The organism is Mycobacterium sp. (assembly GCF_047975165.1).
Classification (GTDB): Bacteria; Actinomycetota; Actinomycetes; order Mycobacteriales; family Mycobacteriaceae; genus Mycobacterium.
On record NZ_JBKECZ010000100.1, the window covers coordinates 40,737 to 66,987 of the forward strand.

Annotated in this window: 25 protein-coding genes and 1 pseudogene; 4 read left to right on the forward strand and 22 right to left on the reverse strand. The window is 68.8% G+C overall.

Going from position 1 to position 26,251, the window contains the following annotated elements:
* Window positions 1-3: 3 nt before the first annotated feature.
* Window positions 4-1,638, forward strand: coding sequence for an MFS transporter (locus ACK5M9_RS10730; protein ID WP_416893153.1), 1,635 nt, complete (start codon window positions 4-6; stop codon window positions 1,636-1,638).
* Here ACK5M9_RS10730 and ribD read toward each other — a convergent pair.
* The 5 genes from ribD to ACK5M9_RS10755 are packed head-to-tail and all read right to left on the reverse strand — an operon-like array spanning window position 1,619 to window position 6,308.
* Entirely contained in the window at window positions 1,619-2,641 is a 1,023-nt protein-coding gene (gene ribD / locus ACK5M9_RS10735; RefSeq protein WP_416893154.1) for a bifunctional diaminohydroxyphosphoribosylaminopyrimidine deaminase/5-amino-6-(5-phosphoribosylamino)uracil reductase RibD, read from the reverse strand. The two genes, ACK5M9_RS10730 and ribD, sit on opposite strands and share 20 nt — an antisense overlap.
* The gene (gene rpe, locus ACK5M9_RS10740) at window positions 2,641-3,336 is read right to left on the reverse strand and encodes a ribulose-phosphate 3-epimerase (protein WP_416893155.1); all 696 of its coding nucleotides are present in this window, start codon (window positions 3,334-3,336) and stop codon (window positions 2,641-2,643) included. The genes ribD and rpe overlap by 1 nt, the downstream gene beginning before the upstream one ends.
* Window positions 3,337-3,346: 10 nt before the next feature.
* Complete coding sequence (locus ACK5M9_RS10745; RefSeq protein ID WP_416893156.1) at window positions 3,347-4,834, reverse strand: RsmB/NOP family class I SAM-dependent RNA methyltransferase; 1,488 nt, start codon at window positions 4,832-4,834, stop codon at window positions 3,347-3,349.
* On the reverse strand, window positions 4,831-5,766 hold the full coding sequence (fmt, locus tag ACK5M9_RS10750) for a methionyl-tRNA formyltransferase (RefSeq protein WP_416893157.1): 936 nt from the start codon (window positions 5,764-5,766) through the stop codon (window positions 4,831-4,833). Before fmt ends, ACK5M9_RS10745 begins: the two co-directional genes overlap by 4 nt.
* A 56-nt stretch (window positions 5,767-5,822) precedes the next feature.
* Window positions 5,823-6,308 carry a MarR family winged helix-turn-helix transcriptional regulator gene (locus ACK5M9_RS10755; protein WP_416893158.1) on the reverse strand — a complete coding sequence of 162 codons (486 nt, stop codon included), beginning with the start codon at window positions 6,306-6,308 and terminating at the stop codon, window positions 5,823-5,825.
* A gap of 308 nt (window positions 6,309-6,616) precedes the next feature.
* Here ACK5M9_RS10755 and ACK5M9_RS10760 point away from each other — a divergent pair.
* Window positions 6,617-6,835: pseudogene (locus tag ACK5M9_RS10760) on the forward strand (PE domain-containing protein); the annotation flags it as partial.
* A gap of 399 nt (window positions 6,836-7,234) precedes the next feature.
* Here the strand turns inward: ACK5M9_RS10760 and ACK5M9_RS10765 are convergent.
* Window positions 7,235-7,504 (reverse strand): hypothetical protein, encoded by a 270-nt coding sequence (locus tag ACK5M9_RS10765; protein WP_416893186.1) that lies wholly within the window; start codon window positions 7,502-7,504, stop codon window positions 7,235-7,237.
* 73 nt (window positions 7,505-7,577) lie between these two features.
* Here ACK5M9_RS10765 and ACK5M9_RS10770 point away from each other — a divergent pair, with 73 nt between their 5' ends.
* Window positions 7,578-8,069 (forward strand): hypothetical protein, encoded by a 492-nt coding sequence (locus ACK5M9_RS10770; RefSeq protein WP_416893187.1) that lies wholly within the window; start codon window positions 7,578-7,580, stop codon window positions 8,067-8,069.
* Window positions 8,070-8,093: 24 nt separating this feature from the next.
* Here ACK5M9_RS10770 and ACK5M9_RS10775 read toward each other — a convergent pair whose 3' ends face one another.
* From ACK5M9_RS10775 to ACK5M9_RS10785, 3 genes are all read right to left on the reverse strand, one after another.
* The gene (locus ACK5M9_RS10775) at window positions 8,094-8,825 is read right to left on the reverse strand and encodes a hypothetical protein (RefSeq protein ID WP_416893182.1); all 732 of its coding nucleotides are present in this window, start codon (window positions 8,823-8,825) and stop codon (window positions 8,094-8,096) included.
* A gap of 433 nt (window positions 8,826-9,258) precedes the next feature.
* Complete coding sequence (locus ACK5M9_RS10780; RefSeq protein WP_416893183.1) at window positions 9,259-11,214, reverse strand: primosomal protein N'; 1,956 nt, start codon at window positions 11,212-11,214, stop codon at window positions 9,259-9,261.
* 97 nt (window positions 11,215-11,311) lie between these two features.
* A complete protein-coding gene (locus ACK5M9_RS10785; RefSeq protein ID WP_416893184.1) occupies window positions 11,312-12,055 on the reverse strand; it encodes a lysoplasmalogenase in 744 nt (247 codons plus the stop codon).
* Between ACK5M9_RS10785 and ACK5M9_RS10790 the strand changes: the two genes are divergently transcribed.
* Window positions 12,054-13,031, forward strand: a complete 978-nt coding sequence (locus ACK5M9_RS10790; protein WP_416893159.1) for an alpha/beta hydrolase — start codon at window positions 12,054-12,056, stop codon at window positions 13,029-13,031. The genes ACK5M9_RS10785 and ACK5M9_RS10790 overlap by 2 nt on opposite strands.
* On the opposite strand, the gene metK is transcribed toward ACK5M9_RS10790, so the two are convergent.
* The 13 genes from metK to pyrR all read right to left on the reverse strand — a co-directional run bounded on the left by metK (window position 13,015) and on the right by pyrR (window position 26,250).
* Window positions 13,015-14,226: a methionine adenosyltransferase gene (metK, locus tag ACK5M9_RS10795; protein ID WP_416893160.1), complete on the reverse strand. Its 1,212-nt coding sequence runs from the start codon at window positions 14,224-14,226 to the stop codon at window positions 13,015-13,017. The two genes, ACK5M9_RS10790 and metK, sit on opposite strands and share 17 nt — an antisense overlap.
* Before the next feature lie 130 nt (window positions 14,227-14,356).
* On the reverse strand, window positions 14,357-15,619 hold the full coding sequence (coaBC, locus tag ACK5M9_RS10800; RefSeq protein WP_416893161.1) for a bifunctional phosphopantothenoylcysteine decarboxylase/phosphopantothenate--cysteine ligase CoaBC: 1,263 nt from the start codon (window positions 15,617-15,619) through the stop codon (window positions 14,357-14,359).
* 15 nt (window positions 15,620-15,634) lie between these two features.
* Entirely contained in the window at window positions 15,635-15,961 is a 327-nt protein-coding gene (rpoZ, locus tag ACK5M9_RS10805) for a DNA-directed RNA polymerase subunit omega (RefSeq protein ID WP_416893162.1), read from the reverse strand.
* Window positions 15,962-16,006: 45 nt separating this feature from the next.
* Entirely contained in the window at window positions 16,007-16,645 is a 639-nt protein-coding gene (gmk, locus tag ACK5M9_RS10810; RefSeq protein WP_416893163.1) for a guanylate kinase, read from the reverse strand.
* Window positions 16,646-16,690: 45 nt separating this feature from the next.
* Complete coding sequence (gene mihF / locus ACK5M9_RS10815) at window positions 16,691-17,005, reverse strand: integration host factor, actinobacterial type (protein WP_416893164.1); 315 nt, start codon at window positions 17,003-17,005, stop codon at window positions 16,691-16,693.
* Between the two features lie 273 nt (window positions 17,006-17,278).
* Window positions 17,279-17,413 carry a hypothetical protein gene (locus tag ACK5M9_RS10820; RefSeq protein WP_416893165.1) on the reverse strand — a complete coding sequence of 45 codons (135 nt, stop codon included), beginning with the start codon at window positions 17,411-17,413 and terminating at the stop codon, window positions 17,279-17,281.
* A gap of 25 nt (window positions 17,414-17,438) precedes the next feature.
* On the reverse strand, window positions 17,439-18,329 hold the full coding sequence (gene pyrF / locus ACK5M9_RS10825) for an orotidine-5'-phosphate decarboxylase (RefSeq protein ID WP_416893166.1): 891 nt from the start codon (window positions 18,327-18,329) through the stop codon (window positions 17,439-17,441).
* Window positions 18,326-21,679: a carbamoyl-phosphate synthase large subunit gene (carB, locus tag ACK5M9_RS10830; RefSeq protein WP_416893167.1), complete on the reverse strand. Its 3,354-nt coding sequence runs from the start codon at window positions 21,677-21,679 to the stop codon at window positions 18,326-18,328. The genes pyrF and carB overlap by 4 nt, the downstream gene beginning before the upstream one ends.
* Window positions 21,679-22,806, reverse strand: a complete 1,128-nt coding sequence (gene carA, locus ACK5M9_RS10835; protein ID WP_416893168.1) for a glutamine-hydrolyzing carbamoyl-phosphate synthase small subunit — start codon at window positions 22,804-22,806, stop codon at window positions 21,679-21,681. Before carA ends, carB begins: the two co-directional genes overlap by 1 nt.
* Window positions 22,807-22,878: 72 nt before the next feature.
* The gene (locus ACK5M9_RS10840) at window positions 22,879-23,388 is read right to left on the reverse strand and encodes a transporter (protein WP_416893169.1); all 510 of its coding nucleotides are present in this window, start codon (window positions 23,386-23,388) and stop codon (window positions 22,879-22,881) included.
* Entirely contained in the window at window positions 23,385-24,698 is a 1,314-nt protein-coding gene (locus ACK5M9_RS10845) for a dihydroorotase (protein WP_416893170.1), read from the reverse strand. The genes ACK5M9_RS10840 and ACK5M9_RS10845 overlap by 4 nt, the downstream gene beginning before the upstream one ends.
* Window positions 24,695-25,663, reverse strand: coding sequence for an aspartate carbamoyltransferase catalytic subunit (locus ACK5M9_RS10850; protein WP_416893171.1), 969 nt, complete (start codon window positions 25,661-25,663; stop codon window positions 24,695-24,697). The genes ACK5M9_RS10845 and ACK5M9_RS10850 overlap by 4 nt, the downstream gene beginning before the upstream one ends.
* Window positions 25,660-26,250: a bifunctional pyr operon transcriptional regulator/uracil phosphoribosyltransferase PyrR gene (pyrR, locus tag ACK5M9_RS10855; protein WP_416893172.1), complete on the reverse strand. Its 591-nt coding sequence runs from the start codon at window positions 26,248-26,250 to the stop codon at window positions 25,660-25,662. The genes ACK5M9_RS10850 and pyrR overlap by 4 nt, the downstream gene beginning before the upstream one ends.
* Window position 26,251 lies beyond the last annotated feature (1 nt).

Consider the following 26,251-nt stretch of genomic DNA (forward strand, 5'->3'; position numbering starts at 1 on the left):
ACCATGCAGGCAGGACGTCGAATCGCGATAGGCGCAGGCAGCCTGGCGGTGCTGCTCGGCGCGTTGGACACCTATGTCGTGGTCACCATCATGCGCGACATCATGAACAGCGTCGGCATCCCGGTGAACCAGCTGCAGCGGATCACCTGGATCGTCACGCTGTACCTGCTGGGCTACATCGCCGCGATGCCGCTGCTCGGCAGGGCTTCGGACCGGTTCGGGCGCAAGCTGGTCCTGCAGGCCAGCCTGGCCACGTTCATCGTCGGTTCGATAGTGACCGCGCTGTCGGTCCAGATCGGCTCCTGGACGCTGGAAGCCGGTGACTACGTGCTGCTCGACCCGGACCCGAACCGGGCCTTCCACGTGCTGATCGCGGGCCGCACCATTCAGGGCATCGCCAGCGGCGCCCTGTTGCCGGTCACCCTGGCCCTGGGCGCCGATCTGTGGTCGACGCGCAACCGGGCCGGCGTGCTCGGCGGTATCGGCGCCGCGCAGGAACTGGGCAGCGTGCTGGGTCCGCTCTACGGCATCTTCGTGGTGTGGTTGTTCCACGACTGGCGGGACGTGTTCTGGATCAACGTCCCGCTGACCCTGATCGCGATGGTCATGATCCACTTCAGCCTGCCCTCGCACGACAGCAGCGCAAATCCGGAGCGGGTGGACATCGTCGGCGGCCTGCTGCTGGCCGTGGCATTGGGCCTGGCCGTCATCGGGCTGTACAACCCGAGCCCCGACGGAAAGCACGTGCTGCCGAGCTACGGGTTGCCGCTGGTGATCGGGGCGGTGGTGGCCGCCGCGGGGTTCTTCACCTGGGAACGGCTCGCCCGCACCCGCCTCATCGAACCGGCCGGGGTGCGGTTCCGCCCCTTCCTGGCGGCGCTGGGCTCCTCGGTCTGCGCCGGCGCGGCACTGATGGTGACCCTGGTCAACGTGGAGCTGTTCGGTCAGGGCGTGCTGATGATGAACCAGACGCAGGCGGCCGGCCTGCTGCTGTGGTTCCTGATCGGCCTGCCCACGGGTGCGCTGCTCGGCGGCTGGATCGCCACCAGGGTCGGTGACCGCGCGGTGGCATTCGTCGGAATGCTGGTCGCCGCCGGTGGGTACTGGCTCATCTCCTATTGGCGGACCGACCTGATGAGCCGGCGCCACGATATCTTCGGGCTGTTCACCGTGCCCGCTGTGCACTCCGATCTGCTGATCACCGGTCTGGGCCTGGGGCTGGTGATCGGCCCGCTGTCGGCGGCCGTGCTGCGCGTGGTTCCCGCCGCTCAGCACGGAATCGCATCCGCATCGGTGGTGGTCGCCCGGATGACCGGCATGTTGATCGGAGTCGCCGCACTGACCGCCTGGGGCCTGTACCGGTTCAACCAGATACTCGCCGGCCTGACCGCGGCCATCCCCCCCGATGCGACCATGCTGGAGCGCGTCGCCGCCCAGGGGCAGATCTACCTGCATGCCTTCGCGTTGATGTACAGCGACATATTCAAGGTGACCGTTGCCATCTGTATTCTCGGGGCCCTGCTGGGTCTGTTGATCGGCGGCCGCCACAAGCACGCCGACACCGGGGAGCAGGCTGCCTCCGGGCCGCCCGGGATCACGCCGCAGGCGCAGGTGGCGGCTACCGAGCGACCAGGCTGAGCAGCAGATCCGGGCCGACCTTCTCGACACTGTCGAACTGCCAGCGCAGCGCCTGCGCCATGTTCAATACCCCGATGTCGTCGACGGCGGTCACCGGGCCCCCGAGCAGGATCGGGGCGACGTAGGCGAGGATCCGGTTGACCGCCCCGGCCCGCAGGAAAGCCCCGGCCAGGGTCGGACCGCCTTCCAACAGGACGTCGGTGTGGTCGGCGAGCGCCCTGAGGACCTCGGCGGGCTCCCGGCTGCGGATCACGGTGGTGCGGGAATCCGCGCTGAGCACCTTTGCGTCCGGGGGTATCTCACGCTGGCCGACCACCACCCGCAACGGCTGCTGCGGGGCGAGTGACCCGTCCGCGTTCCGGGCGGTCAGGGCCGGATTGTCGATGAGCACCGTTCCGGTGCCGACCATCACCGCGTCGGCGATCGCCCGCCGGCGGTGCAGATTCGCTCGGGAGGCATCGCTGGAGATCCACTGGCTGGAACCGTCCGCCGCCGCGCTGCGCCCGTCGATGCTGGTGGCGTACTTCCAGGTTACGTGCGGAAGCCCGGTGCGCTGCTTGTACAACCACTCCCGCAGCGGACCGGTGGTGACCGCGTCCGCGAGTACACCCGAGCGCACCTGGACTCCGGCCGCATTCAGCCGGCCGGCTCCGCCGCCGGCGATGCCGTTCGGGTCGGCGACCCCGTAGGCCACGATAGCCACCCTGGCTTCGATCAGCGCGTTCACACAGGGCGGTGTCTTGCCGTAGTGGTTGCACGGCTCCATCGTGACCACCGCGATACCGCCGGCTGCCGCGCCGCCCGCCCGGCGCAATGCGATGACCTCGGCGTGGTCGCCACCGGCCGGCTGGGTGGCGCCAGCACCGACGACCCGGCCCTCCTGGTTGACGATGACCGCTCCCACCGGAGGATTGGGATACGTTGTGCCCTTGACCCGGTAGGACTCCTCAATCGCCAGGCGCATCGCCTCGTCGAGGTTCTTGACCTGCTCCGCGCCGGTCATCAGCGGTTCACGCGGCTCAGATGAGGCGACCTGGATTCGGCCTGCCGCCGGAGTGCCGCCACCGCGGCAACCGGATCCTCGGCGCCGTACACCGCGGATCCGGCGACGAAACAGTCGACACCGGCTTCGGCGGCCTGCTCGATGGTGTCCGCATTGACGCCGCCGTCTATCTCGACCACGATTCTCAGCTCTCCGGCATCGACCAGCCGACGCACCGTGCGTACCTTGGTCAGCACCTCGGGGATGAAACTCTGCCCACCGAATCCGGGTTCGACGGACATCACCAGCAGGGTGTCAAAGTGCGGCAGGATTTCCAGATACGGCTCCAGCGGGGTGCCGGGCTTGACGCTGATACCGGCCTTGGCGCCGGCCGCCCGGATGTCGCGGGCCACCCCGATGGGATTGGCGGTCGCCTCGGCATGGAAGGTGACGTTGTAGGCGCCGGCCTCGGCATAGGAGGGCGCCCACCGGTCCGGGTCTTCGATCATCAGATGGCAATCCATCGGTATGGCGGTGACCGCCAGCAGACTCTCGACCACCGGCAGGCCGATGGTCAGGTTCGGCACGAAATGGTTGTCCATCACATCGACGTGCAGCCAGTCGGCGCCGTCCACCGCGGCGGCTTCCTCGCCGAGCCGCGCGAAATCAGCCGCCAGGATCGACGGTGCGATCAGCGGTCCACCCCTAGAACCCATGGGCGACACCTTACTGACGTTCGGGGAGCCGGCGAAGCGCGACTGCGAACATCGCGTCGGTGCCGTGCCGGTGCGGCCACAGCTGGACATGCGGCCCGCCCGCCGATCCGCCGGAGGAATCCGGCGGTACCGGCGCGAACAGCGGCCCGGTGTCCAAAGCCGTCACCGGATGGCGGCGCAGTGCGTCGGCGACCACCGCCACCGTCTCGGCCAGGTGCGGTGAACACGTCGCATACAGCACCACGCCCCCGGGGCGGGCCAACGAGATGGCGGCGGCCAGCAATTCGCGCTGCAATCTGGCCAGGGCGGGGACGTCGGATGCCTGACGCCGCCAGCGGGCTTCCGGCCGCCGGCGCAGCGCACCCAGCCCCGTGCAGGGCACGTCGACCAGCACCCGGTCGAAGCCCGGCTCGAGACCGGAGTCGCGCCCGTCGGCCCGCAGCACCTCTACCGGCAACCCGCCGGTGTTGGCCACCACCAGGTCGGCGCGGTGCGGGGTCGGCTCCACGGCCGTCACCCGGGCACCCGATTCCGCCGCGAGCGCACCCAGCAGCGCCGTCTTGCCGCCCGGCCCGGCGCACAGGTCGAGCCAGCGCCCGCCGTCGTCCTCGACCGGCGCCAGTGTCAGCGCCCGGGCCACCAGCTGGCTGCCCTCGTCCTGCACCAGCGCCTGCCCGTCGCGAACCGGGTCCAGCGATCCCGGGTCGCCGCCTCCGGTCAGGTAGACCGCGTACGGCGAATACTCACCGACCGTGCCACCGACCCGTTCGGCCAGTTCGGCGACGGACAGCACGCCGGGCCGGACCGCCAAATGCACCGTGGGCCGCTCGTCGTCGCTGGCCAGCATCGCATCCAGTTCTCCGGCGGCGGTGCCCAGCGCATCGGCGAATGCCTGGGCGATCCACCGCGGGTGTGCGTGTTCGAACGCCGTACGGCCGACCGGGTCGTTGTCCGGTGCGAGTTCCGCCACCCAGGACCGTTCATCCCGGCCGGCGATGGTGCGCAGCACGCCGTTGACGAATCCCGCTCTGGCCGAGTCGAATTCGATACCGGCCTGTTCCACGGTGGTGGAAACCGCGGCGTGTGCGTCCACCCGGGTTCGCAACAGCTGGTAGGCGCCCATGCGCAACAGGTCGAGCAGAACCGGGCTGATGGTCTCCGGCGCCCGTCCGGCGGCCGCGCCGATGACGGCGTCGAGCAACCCGCGGGTCCGGCAGGTGCCGTAGGTCAGTTCGGTGGCAAATGCCGCGTCACGTCCGCCGATACCGCGTTCGCGCAGCAGGGCGGGCAGCACCAGGTTGGCGTAGGCGTCACGGGCACTCACCGCCCGCAACGCGTCGAAGGCGGCCTGGCGCGCGGGGTCCAGCGGCTTGCGGCGCGCCCGGCCCGTTCGCCGCTGGCGGGTCTGCCCGCCGTTGGGCCCTGACTGCTTGCGGTCCGGCCGGGACTGCTTGCGGTCCGGCCGTTTCCTGTACGGCTTGCCCGCGGACGACGTCATGACGCCCGGGCATCGGCATCGAGCCGGGCCCCCCGCGCCCAATCGGCGGCGGTCATCGGCTTTTTACCGGGTGGCTGAATCTCACCCAGGCACACCGGATCCGAGGCCGTGCCGATCCACACGTTCTTGCGATCGACGTGGATGTTGCCCGGCCCCAACGACTCCGGCGCCTGCCGGCCACCGATCCGCACCGGCCCGACCTTGACACGCAGGTCACCGATGAGCGTCCAGGCCCCCGGATTAGGGGTTACCGCGCGGATCCTGCGTTCAACGGCGTGCGCAGGCAGATCCCAGCTCACCCGCGCCTGCGCCACGGTGATCTTCGGGGCCAGACTGATGCCCTCGACCGGCTGGGGCTGCGGTGTCAACGATTTCGCGGCGATACCGTCCAGGGTGGCCGAGAGCAGTTCGGCGCCCGAAACAGCAAGGCGGTCGAGCAGATCACCGGCAGTGTCGGCCGGGCGGATGGCCTCGGTGGCCACACCGTAAACCGGCCCGGAGTCCAGGCTCGGCTCGATCTGAAACGTAGTCGCCCCGGTGACCGTGTCCCCAGCGGCAATCGCGGCCTGCACCGGTGCCGCACCGCGCCACGCCGGAAGCAGCGAGAAGTGCAGGTTGATCCAGCCGCGCGGGGGGACGGCCAGCAGGCCCGCGCCGAGCAGCTCCCCGTAGGCCACCACCGCACAGCATTCGGGCGCCAAGTCGGCTAGTTCGGCGACGAACTCCTCGGCGTTGGGGCGCGCCGGCCGCAACACGGGAATGCCGCGGTCGAGCGCCTCGCAGGCCACCGGTGACGGCATCGGCCTGCCACGTCTGCCCGATACCGCGTCAGGCCTGGTCAACACCGCTATCACCGAATGGTCGGGTGATTCGGCCAGCAGCCGCAGGGCGGGAAGTGCGGGCTGCGGGGTGCCGGCGAAGACGATGCGCACAGATTCAGTCTAAAAAGGGCGCGGGCCGGCCGGATCCCGGACGCACCCGGAGCGTCCTACACCTCGTCGACATCGACCGGGAAGTCGGGTTCGTTGCTGGCGGCGGTGAAGGCCTGCAGTGCACCTACCAGGCCCTGACGTTCGGCCTCCGGCATCTTCTCGACGACCCGGGCGATTTCGGCACGCCGGTAGCCGGTCACCTCGCGAACCAGGTTGCGACCCTGGTCGGTCAACGCGACGAGCAGCTCCCGCCGCGATTTGGGATGCTGCCGGCGGTCGATCATGCCGGTGCCGACCAGGCGGTCGACCATCCGGCCGGTCGCCGATGGCTTCACGCCCACCAGACTCGACAGCGTCGCCAGGTTCACCGGACCCCGGTTGGACAGAATCACCAGAGTGCGGAATTGCGGGATGGTCATCGTGTCTTCGACGTGCCCGATCGACCGGGCCGACATCGCCACCAGCAGCCGGGACGCAGTCAGTAGCGACTCGGTAATCGCATCCAGCGATTCGTCCGCCGTCGTCGAGTCACTGGTCGGCATGGCGTGGCACCTTTCCTGTGCATGCGGGCGATTCGCGGTTGTGGGCTGCACGCATTGTAGGCGCGCGAGCCGATGAACCGTTTCCGGCACGTCACAATCCAGGGGGCAGTCACGGCTGGAATCCACCGGGAGTTCCCTGTCGATGGCGGTGAACCGTTCACGACATCGCATGGGACACGCCGCATCGATCGGGTCCGGCGGTTTTGCAATATCCTGGTGACGGGCCGGTCGACAGGGAGTGACCGCGAGTCGAGAAGGCAGGCGGCGGGCGACGGGCGTGGGGCGACGGGCCCGAGACGGGAGGAGTGATGCCGGTCGGAGTTTCACCCGAAGCAATCAGTGCCGCCGCCGGGCAATTGGCGGGCATCGAGTCGGCCCTGAGCCGGGTCGCTGCCGCATACGCAGCCCGGACCAGCATCGTCGCCGCCGCGGCGGCCGATGAAGTATCGGCGGCGGTGTCGCGGCTGTTCGAATCGTACGGTTCAGAATTTCAAGCCACCAATGCTCGGGCAGCACTGTTTTATGCCGATTTCACGCGACTGTTGGGTCACAGTGCGGCCTCCTACCTCGGTACCGAGCTGGCCAACGCGGAACGGACCCTGCCGGCCGCGGACACCCCGCCACCCTATGCGCCCGGGCAGGCCTGGCGGCGACTGTTCGTCAACACCGAAACCAATGTGGCAGCCCTGAACCGGGCTTTCGCATCGGACCCATTCCCGATCCTGCGGCAGGTCATCGCCAACCAGCAGGGCTATGCGAACCTCGGAGGTCCGGACATCGGCGTGGCTTTGGCAAACCTGCCTTCGGAAATCCCACGGATTCCGCTGACCATCAAGAACACCGTCGCCGGCCTGTCCGCCTTCAACCCCGCCTACTACGGGCAGATCTTCCTCGACGGGCTGACCGGCACGCAGCGCCTGACGAGTTCATCGATTCTCGCCTTCAGTGTCGACTTCCAGGGTGCCCTGACCGACCTGCCCGCCGACTGGGGACAGGTAGTCGAGGCGATCAACGCGGGCGACTACAACGGCACCGTCACCGACGGAACGGACGCGGCCCTCGGCCTCTTCCTGGGCGGCTTGGGCAGTGGCGATCTGGCCGACGTCACGCTGTTCGGGGCAGTGCGCAACCTGCTGCCGATCCTGAGCCTGCCGGGCCAGCAAATGACCGGACTGAGCACCCTCATGATCGGTCATTCCATTCCGGCGCAGATGACCCAACCTGGGCAGCTTCTTGACCACGCTGTTCGATGTCGATATATCGACGACCGTGACGACCGAGATCAGCTTCCCGCCGCCGAGTGGTACCCCGCAGGTCTCCGCGAATTTCGGCCTACCGGTGTCGCTGCTGTTCGCTGTGGCCGGCGCACCGGTCGGCGCGCTCGACGGGTTGGCCACCGCCGCAAAGATCATCGGAACCGGAGTGGCCACCACCAACCCGGCAATGATCCTCGGCGGTGTGCTGGATTCGCCCGCGTTGATCCTCGACGGGTTGCTCAACGGCGAAGTGCTCGTCGATATGCCGCTGCCGGTGAAGTTCGACCTGCCCGTCCTGGGCTCGGTCAAGATCCCGGTCGTGGCTCATGTGCCGTTCGACGGGCTGCTCGTTCCACCGCATCCGCTTACCGCGACGGTGCCGATCACCCTGCTGGACAACGAAAGCCCCATCGAACTGACGCTGGGCGGCACCAGATTCGGTGGGCTCGCGCAGTTTGCGGCGATTACCGGCGCACGGACGCTGGCAGACTCGATCACCAACTGACACACCGCGTGGCCGTCAAACCCACTACACGGGGGTGAACTTGGTGATCAGCCACTTCCCGTCGATTAAAGCCAGATTCACCACGACGCTGCGGGCCTCCATCGCAGGCGTGGAATCGTCGTTGTCCGTCGTACTTTGATCGACGAACAGCAACACGACCGCAGACGTCGGATACAACTCCTGCGCCGCGGCGCGCACGACCCGGGCGCTCGTCTTCAGCGACTTCTGTGTGGCCGAGGGCATCACGATCTGCTGGGTGAACTGCTTGTAGTAGGACAGGAAGTCCCCGGACAGGTACGACCTGGCGGCAGCAAAGTCCTGCTCCAGGGTGTCGGACGAGTACGACAGCAACGCAACTGTGCCATCGGTGGCCGCGTCGATCGCCGCCCGCCGGACGGCGTGGCTCGTCTGCTGGTCGGGCCGATAATACTGCGCATACAGCCACGTCGCGGAACAACCGGTGGCCACTAGCAGAACGGCCAGAACCAGTGAGACCGGTCCCACGTAGATTCGGCGCTGCCAGAAAGCACCCGGCCGGTTCAGCGTTGGCCGGGCTGAACGACCCGCGGGCGCCAGGACCTCGGTCGCACCGGTCCGGGTGTCATCGGGGACCGGAACCGCGATGACGTCGGTGATGTCGGTGATGTCGCTGGCATCTGCGACGTCGAGGAAGTCGGCATCGGCAGGTGCGAGATCCTCAAGCGCGTCACCGGTGTGGACGTCGGTGATCGGGAAATCCGTAACCGGCAGGGCCATCCGCGTCTCGTCAACGGCATGCACATCCGCCGGAGGCCTGACGACAGGGATGGCCATCCGCGTCTCGTCAACGGCATGCACATCCGCCGGAGGCCTGACGACAGGGATGGCCATCCGCGTCTCGTCAACGGCATACTCATCCACCGGGGGCCTGACGACGGGTATGGCCATCTGCGTCTCGTCAGTGGCGTGGACGTCGACCGTCGCGTCGGATTCCCCGAGGGAATCCGTCACTGCCAGGTCGTCGTCGCGGACGTCGTCACTCACGGTACGAACTCAACTTTCGTCATCGTGTATTGCCCGTGTACTGCCCGATCAGCTTAGTGAATCCGGCCACCCGTTGGCGCAAATCGTCTCCGGATTCACCGGCCGGGGCCGTGATCCGGCCCGACCGTCGTTTCCCGGTGCTCAAAATTTCGAACCGCCAGATCCCTCAGCCGATGTTCAACGGATCGATTTGGACCCGCACCGGATCACCGCTCTGCCGGGCACTGAGCACCCCGACCGCACCCCGCAGGGAAGCCGCCAGGACCGCGCCCTGCTCCCGCGGAACACGCACCAGCATCCTGGTGACGGCGACGTCGCCGGGTATTCCCGGCGGCCGCCGCGCACCCACCGGCAACTCCACCGGACCGAGCAACTCGGCGTCGAGCAACTCGTGATCGTCCAACCGTGCCTCGGCCAGCAGCGCGCTCACAGCGCGCGGGGTGCCGTCGAGCGCAGCAAGGTGCACGCTCGGTGGCAGGCCGACTGCCGTCCGGGCCGCAAGCTCGGCCTCGGCGTGACCGACCGGATCCCACCGGATCAACGATTGCACTGTCGGGAGCGAAGATTCGGCAACCACACTGACCACTCCCCCGTCCCCCCGAGATCGCACCAGCGCGGCTGCGGCCATCCACCGCCACAGCGCCTCCTCGGCTGCCCGCAGGTCCTGCCGCCCGAGCAATGCCCAGGTATCGAGCAGCAGCGCCGCCCCGTATCCGCCCGGCGCGCGGGGTTCGGCTCCGGGCGTCGCGACCACCAGGGCGGCGCGGGCGGGCACCTCGGAAACGACAAGGTCGCCCGACGACGTCACCACCGGTGTGCCGGGGAACGCCCGGCCCAATTCCTCAGCCGTGCGACGGGCGCCGACGACGACTGCCCGCAGCGCCGCCGAACCGCAGCGCGCGCACCGCGACGCGGTGTCGATCCGTCCGCACCACCGGCACACCGCGGCGCCATCCCGCTGGGTCTGCGACAGCGGCCCGGTGCACTGGCGGCAGCGGGCTATCGCCCGGCAGCCACCGCAGGCCAGCGACGGCACGTACCCCCGTCGCGGCACCTGGACCAGCACCGGCAGGCCGGCTTGCAGCGCGACCCGTGCCGTGCGCAACGCGATCGAAGGCAGGCGCGCAGTACGTGCCGCCGGGTCACGCTCGTCGATATAGGCGCTGCCATCGAGCGCCGCGATACGGGGCGCACGCGAGCGCACCACCGGCCTGGGGGCCACCACGTCGTGTGCCCAACCGCTGCGCACCAGCGCGTGAGCTTCCGCCGTGCGGGCGTAGCCGCCGATCAGGGCCGCACACCGGGCCTGGTGCGCGCGCAGCATCGCCACCTCCCGCGCGTGCGGATAGGGCGCCCGCGGCTCGGCCAGGCTGTCGTCGCCGTCGGACCAGACCAGGACCAACCCCAGATCGACCGCGGGGGCGAACACCGCACTGCGGGTGCCGATCACCACCCGCGCACCGCCGCGCAGCGCGGCCAGCCATCTGCGATACCGCGCTGCGGGGCCCAGCCCGGCGGACAGCGCCACCACACTGGTGCCGTCGATGTGGGCAACCATGGCCTCCCGCAACGCATCCAGATCCCGCTGATCGGGAACAATCGCCAACACCGAACGGCCGGCGGACACGGTGTGCGCGGCGGCCTCGGCGAATCGGTGGGCCCACTGTTCGCCGGGCAGTGCCTGCCATACCGCCCGGGCGGCACGCGATTCGGTCAGGGCGGCCAGGAACCCGCCGCCACGGCTGTAGGTCTCCCAGCCAGCCGGGTCCACCGGGCGCACCGACGCCGGAACCGCAGCAACACCGGCCTCTTTCTCCACTCCGGCGTGCCGGGCGGGGATCGCCAGCCTCAGCACATCCGGCCGAGTGCCGGCGTAGCGGGCCGCCACTGCCTCGACCAGCCGGCGGATCTCCGGAGTCAGCACGACTTCGGCCGACACCACTCGATCGAGCCAGCCCAGCTTGCCCCGGTGATCGGTGTCGTGGCGGCGCTCCAGCACGAAGCCGTCGACCAGCCGGCCATGGAAGCGGACCCGAACCCGCACGCCGGGCTGCGCATCGTCGGACTGTTCGGGCGACACCAGGTAGTCGAACCCACGATCCAGGTGCGGCACCGACAGCATCGGCAGCACCCGCGCAATGGGTTCCACCTCGGCCGGGATCCGGGTGACACCCCGGGATGCGCCGTCGGATGTCTTCGAAGTCAAAAGGCGGTTCCGGTCACTGCGGATGCGATGCAGCGCCACCGGCAGCATCGTCGACGTCGCTGCGGCCGAAGAAGAACCCCGCCGTGATCAGGATTTCGGCCGCCGCATAGGACCACCAGACGGGCACCGCCAGCGCCTCACTACCCAGGATGAACCGTCCGATCGCGATCATCGAATCCGACACCGCGAAGCACACCGCACCCACCGCGGTCCAGATGGTCGGAAGTCGCGCCAACAGCGCGGTACACACCATCGCCGACAGCACCGTGATGTACACGGTGACCGGAATGGTCAGATTTTCGGTGCCGCTGTCCAGATGCGGCCAGAACCAGACCAGCATCGAAACCGAGGCCGCCACCATCACCGCGGCAGCGCCCGCCCTCGTCCGCGATACCGCGGCATGGGGTAACAACGCAGCCAGAAAACAGATGTGCGCCAGCAGGAACGATCCCAGCCCCAGGACGAAGGACATCGTCCACCACGGGATCGCCAGCAGCCAGTCGCCGACGGCCGAGAACAGCAGCGCCGGCACCAGCCAGCGGCGCTCCCGTGCCACCGGATGGGCCAGTGCGGCCAGCGTCAGCAGCAACGCCATCGACGCCTTGAACAACGGCTGCAGAACCCAGTTCCCGGTCAGCTCGCTCCCCGGCGACGACCTCAGCGCGATCACCGTCAGGGAGACGCCGTAGGCGATCCCCGCCCACCCGGCGGCCACCCAGCCGCGAACCATCAACCGGGATGCGTAGGGTACGTCCATGCCCGACTTGGACAACGCCGCCGCTGAGAAACCGGGTGTCGACCCCATCCTGCTGAAGGTACTGGATGCCGTCCCCTTTCGGCTATCGACCGAAGACGGACTCGAGGCCACCCGGCAACGCCTGCGCGACCTGCCGCGCCGGGCACTGCATCCGGACATGCGGGTCGAGGACCGGACGATCGAGGGGCCTGCCGGCCGGATCGGCATCCGGATATATTGGCCGCCGGACGATTCCGGGCGTGGTATGCCAGCCCCGGTGGTGCTGTTCTTCCACGGCGGCGGGTTCGTGATGGGCGATCTGGACACCCACGACGGGACGGCACGTCAGCACGCCGCCGGAGCCGGTGTGATCGTGGTGTCCGTGGACTACCGGTTGGCTCCCGAACACCCCTACCCGGCCGCCATCGAGGACGCCTGGGCGGCGACGCGGTGGGTTGCCGGTCACGCATCAGAGATCGGCGCCGATCCCAGCCGCATCGCGGTGGCCGGCGACTCCGCGGGGGGCACCATCGCGGCGGTGACCGCCCAGCGCGCCCGTGACGAAGGCGCGCCGCCGATCACCTTCCAGCTGCTGTGGTATCCGTCCACGATGTGGGATGCCACCCTGCCGTCGTTCACCGAGAACACCGACGCGCAGATCCTGGACGCCAAAGCCGTCGCCGACTTCTCCCGGTGGTACGCCGGCGATACCGACATGTCCGATCCGCCGGCCGGGATGGCGCCGGGCCGGGCGGCGGATCTGTCCGCCCTGCCGGGTGCCTACATCGCCGTCGCCGGGCACGACCCGCTGCGCGACGACGGCATCCGGTACGGGGAACTGCTGACCGCCGCCGGTGTCCCGGTCGAGGTGCACAACGCCGAGACGATGGTGCACGGCTATCTTGGCTACGCCGGCGTGGTGCCTGCCGCCACCGCGGCGATGGACCGGGGGTTGGCGGCGTTGCGCGCGGCGCTGGGGGTCAGATCGCGCGCTTGAGGTCGTCGACCTTGTCCAGCCGCTCCCAGGGCAGCTCGACGTCCGTACGTCCGAAATGACCGTAGGCCGCGGTCTGCGCATAGATCGGCCGCAATAGATCCAAGTCGCGGATGATCGCTCCGGGCCGCAGATCGAACACCTCGGGGACGACTTTCTCGATCTTCACCGGGTCGATCGTCTCGGTGCCGAAGGTCTCGATGAACAACCCCACCGGGGCGGCTTTGCCGATCGCGTAGGCCACCTGCACCTCGACCCGCTGCGCGAGGCCGGCCGCGACGATGTTCTTGGCCACCCAGCGCATCGCGTACGCCGCCGACCGGTCCACCTTGGAGGGATCCTTGCCGGAGAACGCGCCGCCACCGTGGCGGGCCCAGCCGCCGTAGGTGTCGACGATGATCTTGCGACCGGTCAGCCCCGCGTCACCCATCGGACCGCCCAGGACGAACTTTCCCGTCGGATTGACCAGCACCCGCGTCGACGCGGAGTCCAGCGTTTCGTGGGCCAGATCCGTCAGCACGGTGTCCAGGACGTGCCGGCGGATATCGGGGTCCAGGGTGTTGACCAGATCGATGCCGTCGGCATGCTGGGTGGAGACGACCACGGTGTCCAGCCGCACCGGAACGTTGTCCTCGTAGGCGATGGTGACCTGGGTCTTGCCGTCCGGTCGCAGGTAGGGCAGGGTGCCGTTCTTGCGCACCTCGGTCAGCCGCCGGGACAACCGGTGGGCCAGGGCTATCGGCAGCGGCATCAGTTCCGGGGTGTCGTCGATCGCGTAACCGAACATCAGGCCCTGGTCGCCCGCGCCCTGGGAGTCCAGCGGGTCCGCGGCACCCTCGACGCGCGCCTCGTGCGCGGTGTCGACCCCTTGCGCGATATCGGGCGACTGGGCGCCGATACCGATGTTCACCCCGCACGTCTGGCCGTCGAAGCCCTTGTCGGACGAGTCGTAGCCGATGTCGAGGATGCGTTTGCGCACGATGTTGGTGATGCCGGCGAACGCCTCCCTCGCCGTCGTCGTCACCTCCCCGACGACATGGACCTGCCCGGTGGTCACCAGTGTCTCGACGGCGACACGGGAGCGCGGGTCGTCGGCAAGCAGCGCGTCGAGCACCGAGTCGCTGATCGCGTCACAGATCTTGTCCGGATGCCCCTCGGTCACCGACTCGCTGGTAAATAGCCGACCTCGCTCGCTCACCCTGTCCGTCCTTTCCTGACGTTCCCGGCCCGACCGTTAGTCAGTCGAATTATTGCCTTGCCCCTAGCAAACCGGACCATCCCGGCGCCACACAAACCCGGGGGTCTACGGTCGCGCTGCCCGGTACACGTTAGCCGCAGCTTCGCCCGCCGTCCCGGGAAAGCACTGTGACAATGGCATCAACGATACGGCTCGCCATCAGCGTCTTCGACCCGTGGCGCAGCGCCGATTCGGTGCCGTCGGACGCCAGCAGCCAGCCGTCGTTGCTATCCACCTCGAATGCCCTGCCTTCGCCCACCGCGTTGACGACCAGCAGATCGCAGCCCTTGCGTTCGAGTTTCGCGCGGGCGTGGAACAACACGTCTCCATCGGCGTCGCCGGTTTCCGCGGCGAAGCCGACGATGGCGCGCATAGCCCGCAGCTGCCCGTTCGTGCGCGCCCGCACCGCCGCGGCCAGCACGTCGCCGGTGCGCAGCAGGTCTATCGGCGGCGGCACGGCCTGCTCACCGGCACGCTTCTTGATTTTTGCGGTGGCCACCTGTGCCGGCCGGAAATCCGCGACCGCCGCGGCCATCACCAGTACGTCCGCCTCCCGGGCATGCTCGGATACCGCGTCGCCGAGTTGCTGCGCCGAACTCACCCGCACCACGTCGACGCCGGCCGGGTCGATGAGCCCGACGGTATGCCCGGCGATCAGCGTGACCTCGGCGCCACGCTGGGCGGCCACCCGGGCCACCGCGTAGCCCTGCTTGCCGGAGCTGCGATTGCCGATGAAGCGCACCGGGTCGATCGCCTCGCGGGTGCCCCCCGCCGTCACCAGCACCTTGCGGCCCGCCAGATCGTGGGGCAGGGCATCCGGGCGTTCCAGCAGCAGCTGCGCGAGGGTGGTGATCTCCTCTGCCTCGGGCAGGCGGCCGGCGCCGCTGTCCGCGCCGGTCAGACGCCCGGATGCCGGCTCCAGAACCACCGCGCCCCGGCGGCGCAAGGCGGCGACGTTGTCGGCGGTGGCCGGGTGCGTCCACATCTCGGTGTGCATTGCCGGTGCGAACATCACCGGGCACCGAGCGGTGAGCAGGGTTGCCGACAGCAGGTCGTCGGCGCGGCCGGCCGCGGCGCGGGCCAGCAGGTCGGCGCTGGCCGGTGCGACGACGACCAGGTCGGCCTGCTGGCCGATCCCCACGTGCGGCCCCTCGGGAACCTCCTGGAAGACCCCGGTGCGCACCGGCGACCCGGACAGCGCCTCGAAGGTGGCGGCCCCAACGAACCGCAGGGCCGACTCGGTGGGAATCACCCGGACCCGATGGCCCGCCTCGGTGAGCTGCCGGACCACAGTGCAGGCCTTGTAGGCCGCGATACCGCCGGAAACGCCGACGACGATCCGCTTGCTGTCCACGGCGTGCGCGGCCCGCTACTCGCCCTCGGTGTGCTCGAGCAGGTCGGCGTGGATCTCGCGCATGGCGATCGACAGCGGCTTCTCCTGCAGCCCGGGCTCGACCAGCGGGCCGACGTATTCGAGGATGCCTTCGCCGAGCTGGTTGTAGTAGTCGTTGATCTGCCGGGCCCGCTTGGCGGCATAGATGACCAGCGCGTACTTGCTCGACACCCGGTCGAGCAACTCATCGATAGGCGGGTTGGTGATGCCCAGCGGGGTGTCGTAGGCGCCGGCGCCACCCGCAGCGGGATCGAACTGATCCACGGTGGTGGTCGATGACGAGTCGGATTGCGGGATAGTCACGTAAACGATCTCCTGGCGACGTAGAGCGGCTGAACGGTTGAGCGTTCAGTTCGGAAAATCTGGCGGCCGCTGCTGTCCTCCGAGTTGCGGTTGCGCAGCGCCAGGGATGGTACTCACCAGCAAGGATACCAATTCGGCGCAGGCAGACTCCAATCGACTGTTCACCACGACCACGTCGAAGTCGTCCCGGGCCCGCAATTCGATGCGCGCGGTGTCCAGGCGCCTGCGGATGACCTCGGGAGTCTCGGTACCCCGGCCGATGAGCCTGGCCTGCAACTCCGCCCAGCTGGGCGGGGCCAGGAATACCGAGAGCGCCTCGGGCATGGCCGACTTGACGGCCCGGGCCCCGGCCAGATCGACTTCGATGAGCACCGGCGAACCGGTTGCCGCGGCGGCCCGTACCGGCCGCGCCGGGGTGCCGGACCGATGCAGCCCCCCGTGGATTTCTGCCCATTCGAGCAGATCACCGGCATCTATGAGCTGCTGGAACCGCACCGGGCTCACGAAGTGGTAGTCGACGCCGTCGACCTCACCCGGACGCGGCGCCCGCGTCGTGGCCGAGACGCTGAAATGCAGGTTCGGAATCCGCTCGCGCAGACACCGGACAACACTGGACTTGCCGACCGCAGAGGGACCGGACAGCACCACCACGTGGCCTGTGCCCGGTCCCCCGCCGGCACTCACCGGCGTCCCCGCACCGTCGCCGGGTCTGAGTCGGCCGGCCGGCTGCTAGGAGCCGAACTTTTCCAGCAGTGCCTTGCGCTGACGGTCACCGAGTCCGCGCAGCCGGCGGGTCGGGGCGATCTCGAGTTCGGTCATGATCTCCTGCGCCTTGACCTTGCCTACCTTGGGCAACGCCTCCAGCAGCGCCGAGACCTTCATCTTGCCCAGAACTTCGTTGCTCTCGGCATCCTTGAGCACCTGGGTGAGGTTAGTGCCGCCGCGCTTGAGTCGGTCCTTCAGCTCTGCTCGGATCCGGCGTGCGGCAGCAGCCTTCTCCAACGCTGCCGCGCGCTGCTCGTCGGTCCACTGGGGACGGGCCACGAGTCCTCCGTCTCTAGGTGATAGCGATCTATCGTCGGTGTTCTTGACCGGGCACTCCGGCCAGCGCAAACGACCGTACTCAGGGTTACTGACGGAATCTAACCCGGCCCCCCTGGTTTCGGCAGCATTTACCCAGCAAGATTCGTCGATCCGGTGCCGGCCGGGGGAACTCATCAGCGTCACCAAACGCGACTGCAGGGCCCGTCGGGGCCGGCCGGCCCGCCCCGTGACGAGTCCTCGTTGGCTCGAAATAACACGCGCTACCTGCACGTTTCACAACCAAATAGAGCCACCCGGCGCACCGCCCAGCAGGGCTGCGCGCAGTCCGGCGGGGCCGGCGCCACTGGCGGTTCCGGGTACCGCCACAGTGCTGCGAATCACCACGCTCCAGCGGGTCGCGCGGGTCACACCGACCTCCCGGCAAGGCCCGGTGCTACCTGGCGCACAGATACGCGACGGAGTCGCGTACGCGCTCCGCTGCCGCTCGCACCGCCGCGACCCCGGGCCCCGCTCGCAGGACCTCGCGCGACACCGTCGGCAGCAACAGCCGCGAATCGGCCCCGCCGAGCCCCGCCAGCGCCTCGGCGCGGCCCCCCTGCGCCCCGACGCCGGGCACCAGCACCGGACCGCCCACGCCGGTGAGGTCGGGCGCGTGCGACACCGTCGCGCCGACCACCACACCGACCGATCCCAGCGGTGCCGAGTCACCGGCCGGCTGCCCGTCGGCCCGACCGGATATCCGGTCGGGCATCTGATTGAACGTCCGATTGGACATTTGATTGGACTCGGCGACATGATCCACGATCAGCTGAGCCACCGAACGACCGCCGGCATCGGCCTGCTGGACCGTTGCCCCTTCCGGATTGGAGGTGGCGGCCAGCACGAAAACGCCTCGGTCATGGGCGAGCGCGACCTCGATCAGCGGGCGCAGCGAACCGAACCCCAGGTAGGGCGAGGCGGTCACCGCGTCGGCGGCCAACGGCGAATCACCGGCCCAGGCCGCCGCATAGGCCGCCATCGTCGTCCCGATATCCCCGCGCTTGGCGTCGGCCAGCACCAGCACACCGTTGGCCCGCGATGCGGCGATGGTGTGTTCCAGTACGGCAAACCCGGCTGATCCGTACACCTCGAAGAACGCCACCTGGGGTTTGACGACCGCGAAATCCGCAAAAGCCTCGACACAGATGTCACAGAACGCGGCGAGCCCCGCCGCGGTGGCCGGTAGGTCCCAGGCCCTCAACAACTCCGGGTGCGGGTCGATCCCCAGGGCCAACGGGCCGCGACGCTCCCGCGCTTGGGCCAATCGAGCACCGAATCCGCTCACCGTTCGCCGCTCCAGCCGCCCAGGTTGCGGTGCAGTTCCTGCAGTGAGAGCACCCCGATGTCACCCCGGATGCCCGCCTCGATGCCCTGGACGGCCGCCGAGGCTCCCTGAACCGTTGTGACACAGGGGATGTTCGCCGCCACCGCGGCCGAGCGGATCTCGTAGCCGTCGACGCGCGGACCGGAGTTTCCGTACGGCGTGTTGAACACCATGTCGACCTCACCGGCCCGGATCGCGTCGACGGCCGACATCGCCGGGCGGCCCGGCTGCGGCGACTCGAAGTGCTTGCGCACCTCATCGCACGGAATCCCGTTGCGGCGCAGCATCTCCGCCGTCCCTTCGGTGGCCAGCACCCGAAACCCCAGGTCCGCCAGCCGCTTCACCGGAAACACCAGTGATCGCTTGTCCCGATTGGCCACCGAGACGAACACCGTGCCCTGCGCGGGCAGGGAACCGTAGGCGGCGGTCTGACTCTTGGCGAAGGCGGTGCCGAAATCGCGATCTATTCCCATCACCTCGCCGGTGGACTTCATCTCCGGCCCGAGCAACGAGTCGATCGCCGCTCCATCGGCGCGCCGGAACCGGTGAAACGGCAGCACGGCTTCCTTGACCGCGATCGGAGCATTCGGTGCAGCATGGGCGCCGTCTCCCGATGCGGCCAGCAGCCCTTCTTCGCGAAGCGCGGAAATACGGGCGCCCAGCATGATCCGGGCGCACGCCTTGGCCAGCGGGACCGCCGTCGCCTTGGATACGAACGGAACCGTGCGACTGGCCCTCGGGTTGGCTTCGAGCACGTAGAGAACATCGTCCTTGAGGGCGTACTGCACGTTGAGCAGGCCCACCACACCGATTCCGCGGGCAATCGCCTCGGTGGCCCTGCGCACCTTCTCGATATCGCTGCGCCCCAGGGTGACCGGCGGCAACGCACACGCCGAGTCACCGGAGTGGATGCCGGCCTCCTCGATGTGCTCCATGATTCCGCCGATGTAGACCTCGGTGCCGTCGCACAGCGCGTCGACGTCGATCTCGACGGCATCCTCCAGGAAACGGTCGACCAGTACCGGGTGTTCCGGGGAGAGTTCGGTGGCGCGGGTGATGTAGCCCCGCAGGGTCTGCTCGTCGTAGACGATCTCCATCCCGCGACCACCCAGCACGTAGGAGGGCCGGACGAGCACCGGGTAGCCGATACCGGCGGCGATCTGGCGAGCCTGATCGAACGTGGTCGCGGTGCCGTACTTGGGCGCGGGCAGCCCCGCCGCCCGGAGCAGCTCACCGAACGCGCCGCGGTCCTCGGCCAGATCGATGGCCTCCGGCGGGGTGCCGACGACCGGCACCCCGGCATCGGCGAGCCGTTGCGCCAGCCCGAGCGGGGTCTGTCCGCCGAGTTGGACGATCACCCCCGCCACGCCGGCTCCGCCGGCGCCGGACCGCTCTTCGGCGCGAAACACTTCGAGCACGTCCTCGAAGGTGAGGGGCTCGAAGTACAGGCGGTCGGCGGTGTCGTAGTCGGTGGACACGGTTTCGGGGTTGCAGTTGACCATCACGGTCTCGAAACCAGCCTGGCTCAACGTGGTTGCCGCATGCACGCAGCTGTAGTCGAACTCGATTCCCTGGCCGATCCGGTTCGGCCCCGAGCCCAGGATCAATACCTTGGGCCTGGCCGTCTGGCGGGCGACCTCGTTCTCGGCCGCGGGGTCGAGTTCGTAGCTGCTGTAGTGGTACGGGGTCCTGGCCTCGAACTCGGCGGCACAGGTGTCCACCGTCTTGTACACCGGGTGGATCCCCAGCCGCACACGCAGCGACCGCACCCCGTCTTCACCGGCCAATTCGGGCCGTAGCGAAGCGATCTGACGATCCGACAACCCGTTGTGCTTGGCGTAGCGCAGCAGATCGGCGTCCAGCACCGGCGCATCGGCCAGCTCGGCCCGCAGGGCCACCAACTCTTCGATCTGCGCGACGAACCACGGATCCACACCACTGGCCCTGGCCACGTCCTGCACCGACCCGCCCAGGCGCAATGCCAGTTCGATGTCGTAAAGTCGGCCCTCTGTCGGGCACTCCAGCCGGGTCAGCACGGCGTCGAGCAAACCCTCGGGATCCGGCTTCGTCCAGAACCCGGCGCGGGTGGTTTCCAGCGATCGCATCACCTTCCCCAGTGCCTCGACGAAGTTGCGGCCCAACGACATCGCTTCACCGACGGATTTCATCGTGGTGGTCAGCGTCGGATCGGCGCCGGGAAACTTCTCGAAGGCGAACCGGGGCGCCTTGACCACCACGTAGTCCAAGGTGGGTTCGAAGCAGGCCGGCGTCTCCTTGGTGATGTCGTTGACGATCTCGTCGAGGGTGTAGCCGATGGCCAGCTTGGCGGCGATCTTGGCGATCGGGAAACCGGTCGCCTTGGACGCCAGCGCACTCGACCGCGACACCCGCGGGTTCATCTCGATGACGATCAGGCGACCGTCGTCGGGGTTGACAGCGAACTGGATGTTGCAGCCGCCGGTGTCCACACCGACCTCGCGCAGGATGGCGATGCCCAGGTTCCGCATCCGCTGGTATTCCCGGTCGGTCAGGGTCATCGCCGGGGCCACCGTCACCGAGTCGCCGGTGTGCACGCCCATCGGGTCGATGTTCTCGATCGAGCAGACGACCACCACGTTGTCGTTGCCGTCGCGCATCAGCTCGAGTTCGAATTCCTTCCAGCCGTAGATGGATTCCTCGATCAGCACGTTGGCGCTGGGGCTGGCCGCCAGACCGGCGCCGGCCATCCGGTCGACGTCCTCGATCGATCGCGCCAGGCCCGACCCCAGTCCCCCCATGGTGAAACTGGGGCGAACCACCACCGGCAGACCCAGTTCCCCAACCGTTCGGTGGACATCGGCCATGCTGAAACACACTCGGCTGCGAGCGGATTCGCCACCGACTGAGGCGACGATGTCCTTGAACCGCTGCCGGTCCTCACCTCGCTGGATGGCATCGAAATCGGCGCCGATGAGTTCTACGCCATAGCGTTCCAGCACACCCCGCTCATAGAGTGCGACAGCGGTGTTGAGCGCCGTCTGCCCGCCCAGGGTGGCCAGCACGGCGTCGATCCGCTCACCCCGCTGGGCCTGCTGGGCGATCACCTTCTCCACGAACGCGGGGGTGATGGGTTCGACGTAGGTGGAGTCGGCGAATTCGGGGTCGGTCATGATGGTGGCCGGATTGGAGTTGACCAGGCTCACCCGCAGCCCCTCGGAGCGCAGTACCCGGCACGCCTGGGTGCCGGAATAGTCGAATTCGCAGGCCTGGCCGATGACGATCGGACCGGAGCCGATCACCAGGACGTGGTTGAGATCGGTCCGCCGGGGCACTAGCGATCCCCTTTCATCAGCGCGACGAACTGGTCGAAGAGATATTCGGCGTCGTGCGGACCCGCAGCGGCCTCCGGGTGGTACTGCACCGAGAACGCCCGCCCGTCGGCGAGCCGGACTCCTTCCACCACACCGTCGTTGGCGCAGGTGTGGCTGACCGCGGCCCGGCCGAACGGTGTGTCGAAGGACTGCCCCGCCTCCCCTTCGAGCGCGAAGCCGTGGTTCTGCGCGGTCACCGCCACCCGTCCGGTGGCGTGGTCGATCACCGGAATATTGATCCCGCGATGGCCGAACACCATCTTGAAAGTCGACAACCCCAGCGCCCGGCCGAGGATCTGGTTGCCGAAACAGATTCCGAACAGCGGGATTCCGGCACCCAGGACTTCCCGGGTGAGTGCGACGGTGCGATCGGCGGTGGCGGGATCGCCGGGACCGTTGGACAGGAACACCCCGTCCGGCCCGATCTCGGCGATCTGGGCGAAAGTCGTCGAGGCAGCCAGCACGTGGGTGCGGATTCCCCGGCGGGCGAAGTTGCGCGGCGTGTTGGTCTTGATGCCCAGATCCAGCGCGGCCACGGTAAGCCGCGGGGGGCCTTGCCGGCCCTCCGGCTCCACCACGTAGGCGTTGGGCGTGCTGACCTCACCGGCCAGATCCGCACCCAGCATGGGTTGCTGCCCGCGCACTCGCTCGATCAGCTCTGCGGGACCGGCCAGCGCATCACCGGAGAACAGCCCGGCCTTCATCGAGCCGCTGGCGCGCAAACGCCGAACCACCGCGCGGGTGTCGATACCGGCGATCCCGACGATGCCCTGCCGCACCAGTTCCTGTTCGAGGGTGCCGGTGGCCCGCCAGTTGGAGGCACGCGGCGAGGGATCCCGCACCGCGTAGCCGGCGACCCAGATCCTGTCGCCACGACTCTCGCCGTCCTCGTCGTTCCAGCCGGTGTTTCCGATCTGCGGCGCGGTGGCCACCACGATCTGGCGGTGATAGCTGGGGTCGGTCAGGGTTTCCTGGTAGCCGGACATACCGGTGCTGAACACCGCCTCCCCCAGCGTTTGACCGACCGCCCCGAACGGTGTCCCGGTGAAGATACTCGCGTCTTCGAGCACCAGCAGGGCTCTACTCATGGGCGTCACAACCTTCGTCGTGAGCAGGTGAACCCACCCGTTCGCCCGGCGCCGCATTGTGGTCGGTTCGGCTCACCCGGCCCCCTCCGTCCATGAGTCCACCCATTGGGCGTACTCGTCGCGATTGTCCGCCCGGAAACCGGTATCGATCTCGGTGCCCGACGGCAGACGCCACCGGACGGCCAGGATCCCGTCCCGCGCCGCGACCCGGCCCGCCGCGCCGCGTTCGGTGCTGATGGCGACGATCGATGCCCGTGGAATCCAGATCGGCCGGGAGCCCGTGCGTTCCAACAGGATCCCCGCGGGATAGGCGACCATCGTCGCCCTGCTCCGATAGCCCAGGTCTCCCACCACGACCCGGTCGTTCCAGGCCGGCGACAGCGTACAGCCGAGGTAGAGCCCGGCGGTGACGGTCGAGGCGGCGCCGACCTCGTCGGGCACCGCGGGCAAGTCCCCGATCAGTGTCTCTTGCTGCTCAGCGCGGTGCCGCCAGCCGCGAAGCGCCAGCCGGATCGCCATTCCCAGGATCACCACGAGCACCGCCGCGAAGATCAGCGAACCCACCAGAGTGCCTGAATTCATACCGGGCACTGTCCGTTCCGGGCGGTGACTTTTCCGCGCAGCAGTGTCGTGGTCACCGTCGCCGGCAGCGTCATGGACTCATAGGGCGTGTTGTCCGATCGGCTGGCCAAGTCGAGCCCGGCCACCGTCCAGGTGGAGTCGGGGTCGACAACGGCGAGGTTCGCCGGCTCACCCACCTCGAGCGGCCGGCCGTGATCGGGCAGGCCCGCGATGCGCGCCGGGTTCTCGCTCATCACCGCGGCAACACCCCGCCAGCCCAGCAGGCCGGGCCGTACCATCGTGTCCACGACGACCGACAGCGCGGTCTGCAACCCGAGCATGCCCGGGCGCGCCGCGGCGAACTCGACGCACTTCTCGTGTTCAGCGTGCGGAGCGTGATCGGTGGCCACGCAATCGATGACCCCCTCGGCCAGCGCCCGGCGCAGCGCGAGAACGTCGGAAGCCTCCCGCAGCGGCGGGTTGACCCGGTTGCGCCCGTCGTAGCCGGCCAGCCGGCCGTCGTCGAGCAGCAGATGATGCGGAGTGACCTCGGCGGTGATCGATATCCCGTGTTGTTTGGCCCATTTCAGGATTTCCACGGTGCCTGCGGTGGAGGCATGACAGATGTGTACCCGCGCCCCGGCGTCGCGGGCCAGCAGCGCGTCCCGGGCGACGATGGATTCTTCGGCGGCCCGCGGCCATCCGGCCAGGCCCAGCCGCGCGGCGTTGGGGCCTTCGTGGGCCACCGCGCCAACGGTCAGGCGCGGCTCCTCGGCGTGCTGGGCGATCAATACGCCCAGCCCGGTCGCGTACTCCAGCGCGCGGCGCATCACCAGCGGATCGTGGACACAGATGCCGTCGTCGGAGAACATCCGGACCCCCGCCGCACCGGCGTGCATCAGGCCCATCTCGGTGAGTTCTTTGCCGGCCAGCCCCACCGTGACCGCACCGACGGGGTGCACGTCGACCAGGCCCACCTGCCGGCCGCGATGCCAGACATGGTCGGTGACCACCGGAGTATCGGCGACCGGATCGGTGTTGGCCATCGCGAACACCGCCGTGTAACCGCCGAGTGCGGCTGCCGCCGAACCGGTTTCGATGTCCTCGGCATACTCGCGACCCGGTTCGCGCAGATGGGTGTGCAGATCGACGAAACCGGGCAGCAGCACCTGACCGGTCGCATCGATCACCTCGACATCGCAGACGCCCGCCGGGATGTCAAGGCCCGGACCGATGCCGGCGACCTGCCCCTCGAAGCCGGGAGTGCCGGTGAGCACGTCGACCCGCTCGCCCTCGCCGTATAGCCGGACACCACGCAGCAGCACACTCATGCAGCACCCTCTTTGCCGGCGTCGACCGGCGTCTGCGCCCCGACCAACGCGTGGAACAGAACCGCCATCCGCACGTGCACACCGTTGGAGACCTGTTGCAGCACAGCGGATTGCGACGAATCGGCCACCGATGACGAGATTTCCATTCCGCGCAGCATGGGGCCGGGATGCAGCACGACGGCGTGGTCGGGCAGCAGCGCCTGCCGGCGTTGGGACAATCCGTAGAGCGTCGAGTACTCGCGCACCGACGGGAAGAACCCGCCGTTCATGCGCTCCGCCTGCACCCGCAGCATAAGTACGCCGTCGGCGGCCGGAAGCTCGGCGTCGAAGTCGTTGGACACACTCACCGGCCAGTCCCCGACCCCCCTGGGCAGCAGGGTCGGGGGGGCGACCAGCACCACCTCGGCCCCCAGGGTGTGCAGCAGCATGACGTTGGAGCGCGCCACCCGGCTGTGCAGGACGTCGCCCACGATCAGGATGCGCCGGCCCTCGATGCCGCCGAGGCGCTGACGGATGGTCAGCGCGTCCAGCAGTGCCTGGGTGGGGTGTTCGTGGGTGCCGTCACCGGCGTTGATCACCGACGGGCCGGTGCCATCGACGGCGGTCCAGTCGGCCAGCAGGTGCGCGGCACCCGAGGCTGGATGGCGGACGATCAGCGCATCGGCCCCGGCTGCCCGCAGGGTCAGCGCGGTGTCGCGCAATGACTCTCCTTTGCCGACCGACGATCCGGCGGCGCTGACGTTGATCACGTCGGCGCTCATCCATTTGCCGGCGACCTCGAACGAGACCCTGGTGCGGGTGGAGTTCTCGTAGAACATGGTGACGATCGTGCGGCCGCGCAGCGTCGGCAGCTTCTTGATATCGCGGCCCACCAGCGCCTGCGCGAACCGGTCGGCGTCGTCGAGGATCGCCACCGCCTCGGCACGGCTCAGATCGGCGGCCGCCAGCAGATGCCTGCGGGTCATCGGGCGATCACCACCCCGTCCACGCCGTCGTTCTCCAGCAGCCGCACCTGGACGCTCTCGCTGCGCGAGGTGGGTACGTTCTTGCCGACGTAGTCGGCGCGGAGCGGTAGTTCGCGGTGGCCGCGGTCGACGAGCACCGCAAGCTGCACCGCGCGCGGCCGGCCCAGGTCGCGCAGCGCGTCCAGGGCGGAGCGGGTGGAGCGTCCCGAGTACAGCACGTCGTCGACCAGGATCACCAGTGCGCCGTCGACGCCGCCGGCCGGAATCGAGGTCGCCGCCAGCGGCCTGGGCGGCTTGCTCATCAGGTCGTCGCGATACAGGGTGATGTCGAGTGCGCCGTGACCGACTTCCACACCGCTGTACTCGGCGATGTTCGCGGCCAACCGGCCGGCCAGGGTCACACCCCTGGTCGGGATCCCGAGCAGAATCACCGGCGCCGAGCCCGGATTGTCCAGCGCGGTCTTCTCGATGATCTGGTGCGCGATACGCGAGACGGTGCGGCTGACATCGGCCGCGGACATCAGTTCCCGGGATCCGCGCGATTGCTGATCCCGCTTACCGACAGTCGCATCACCGGCGGCACCCATG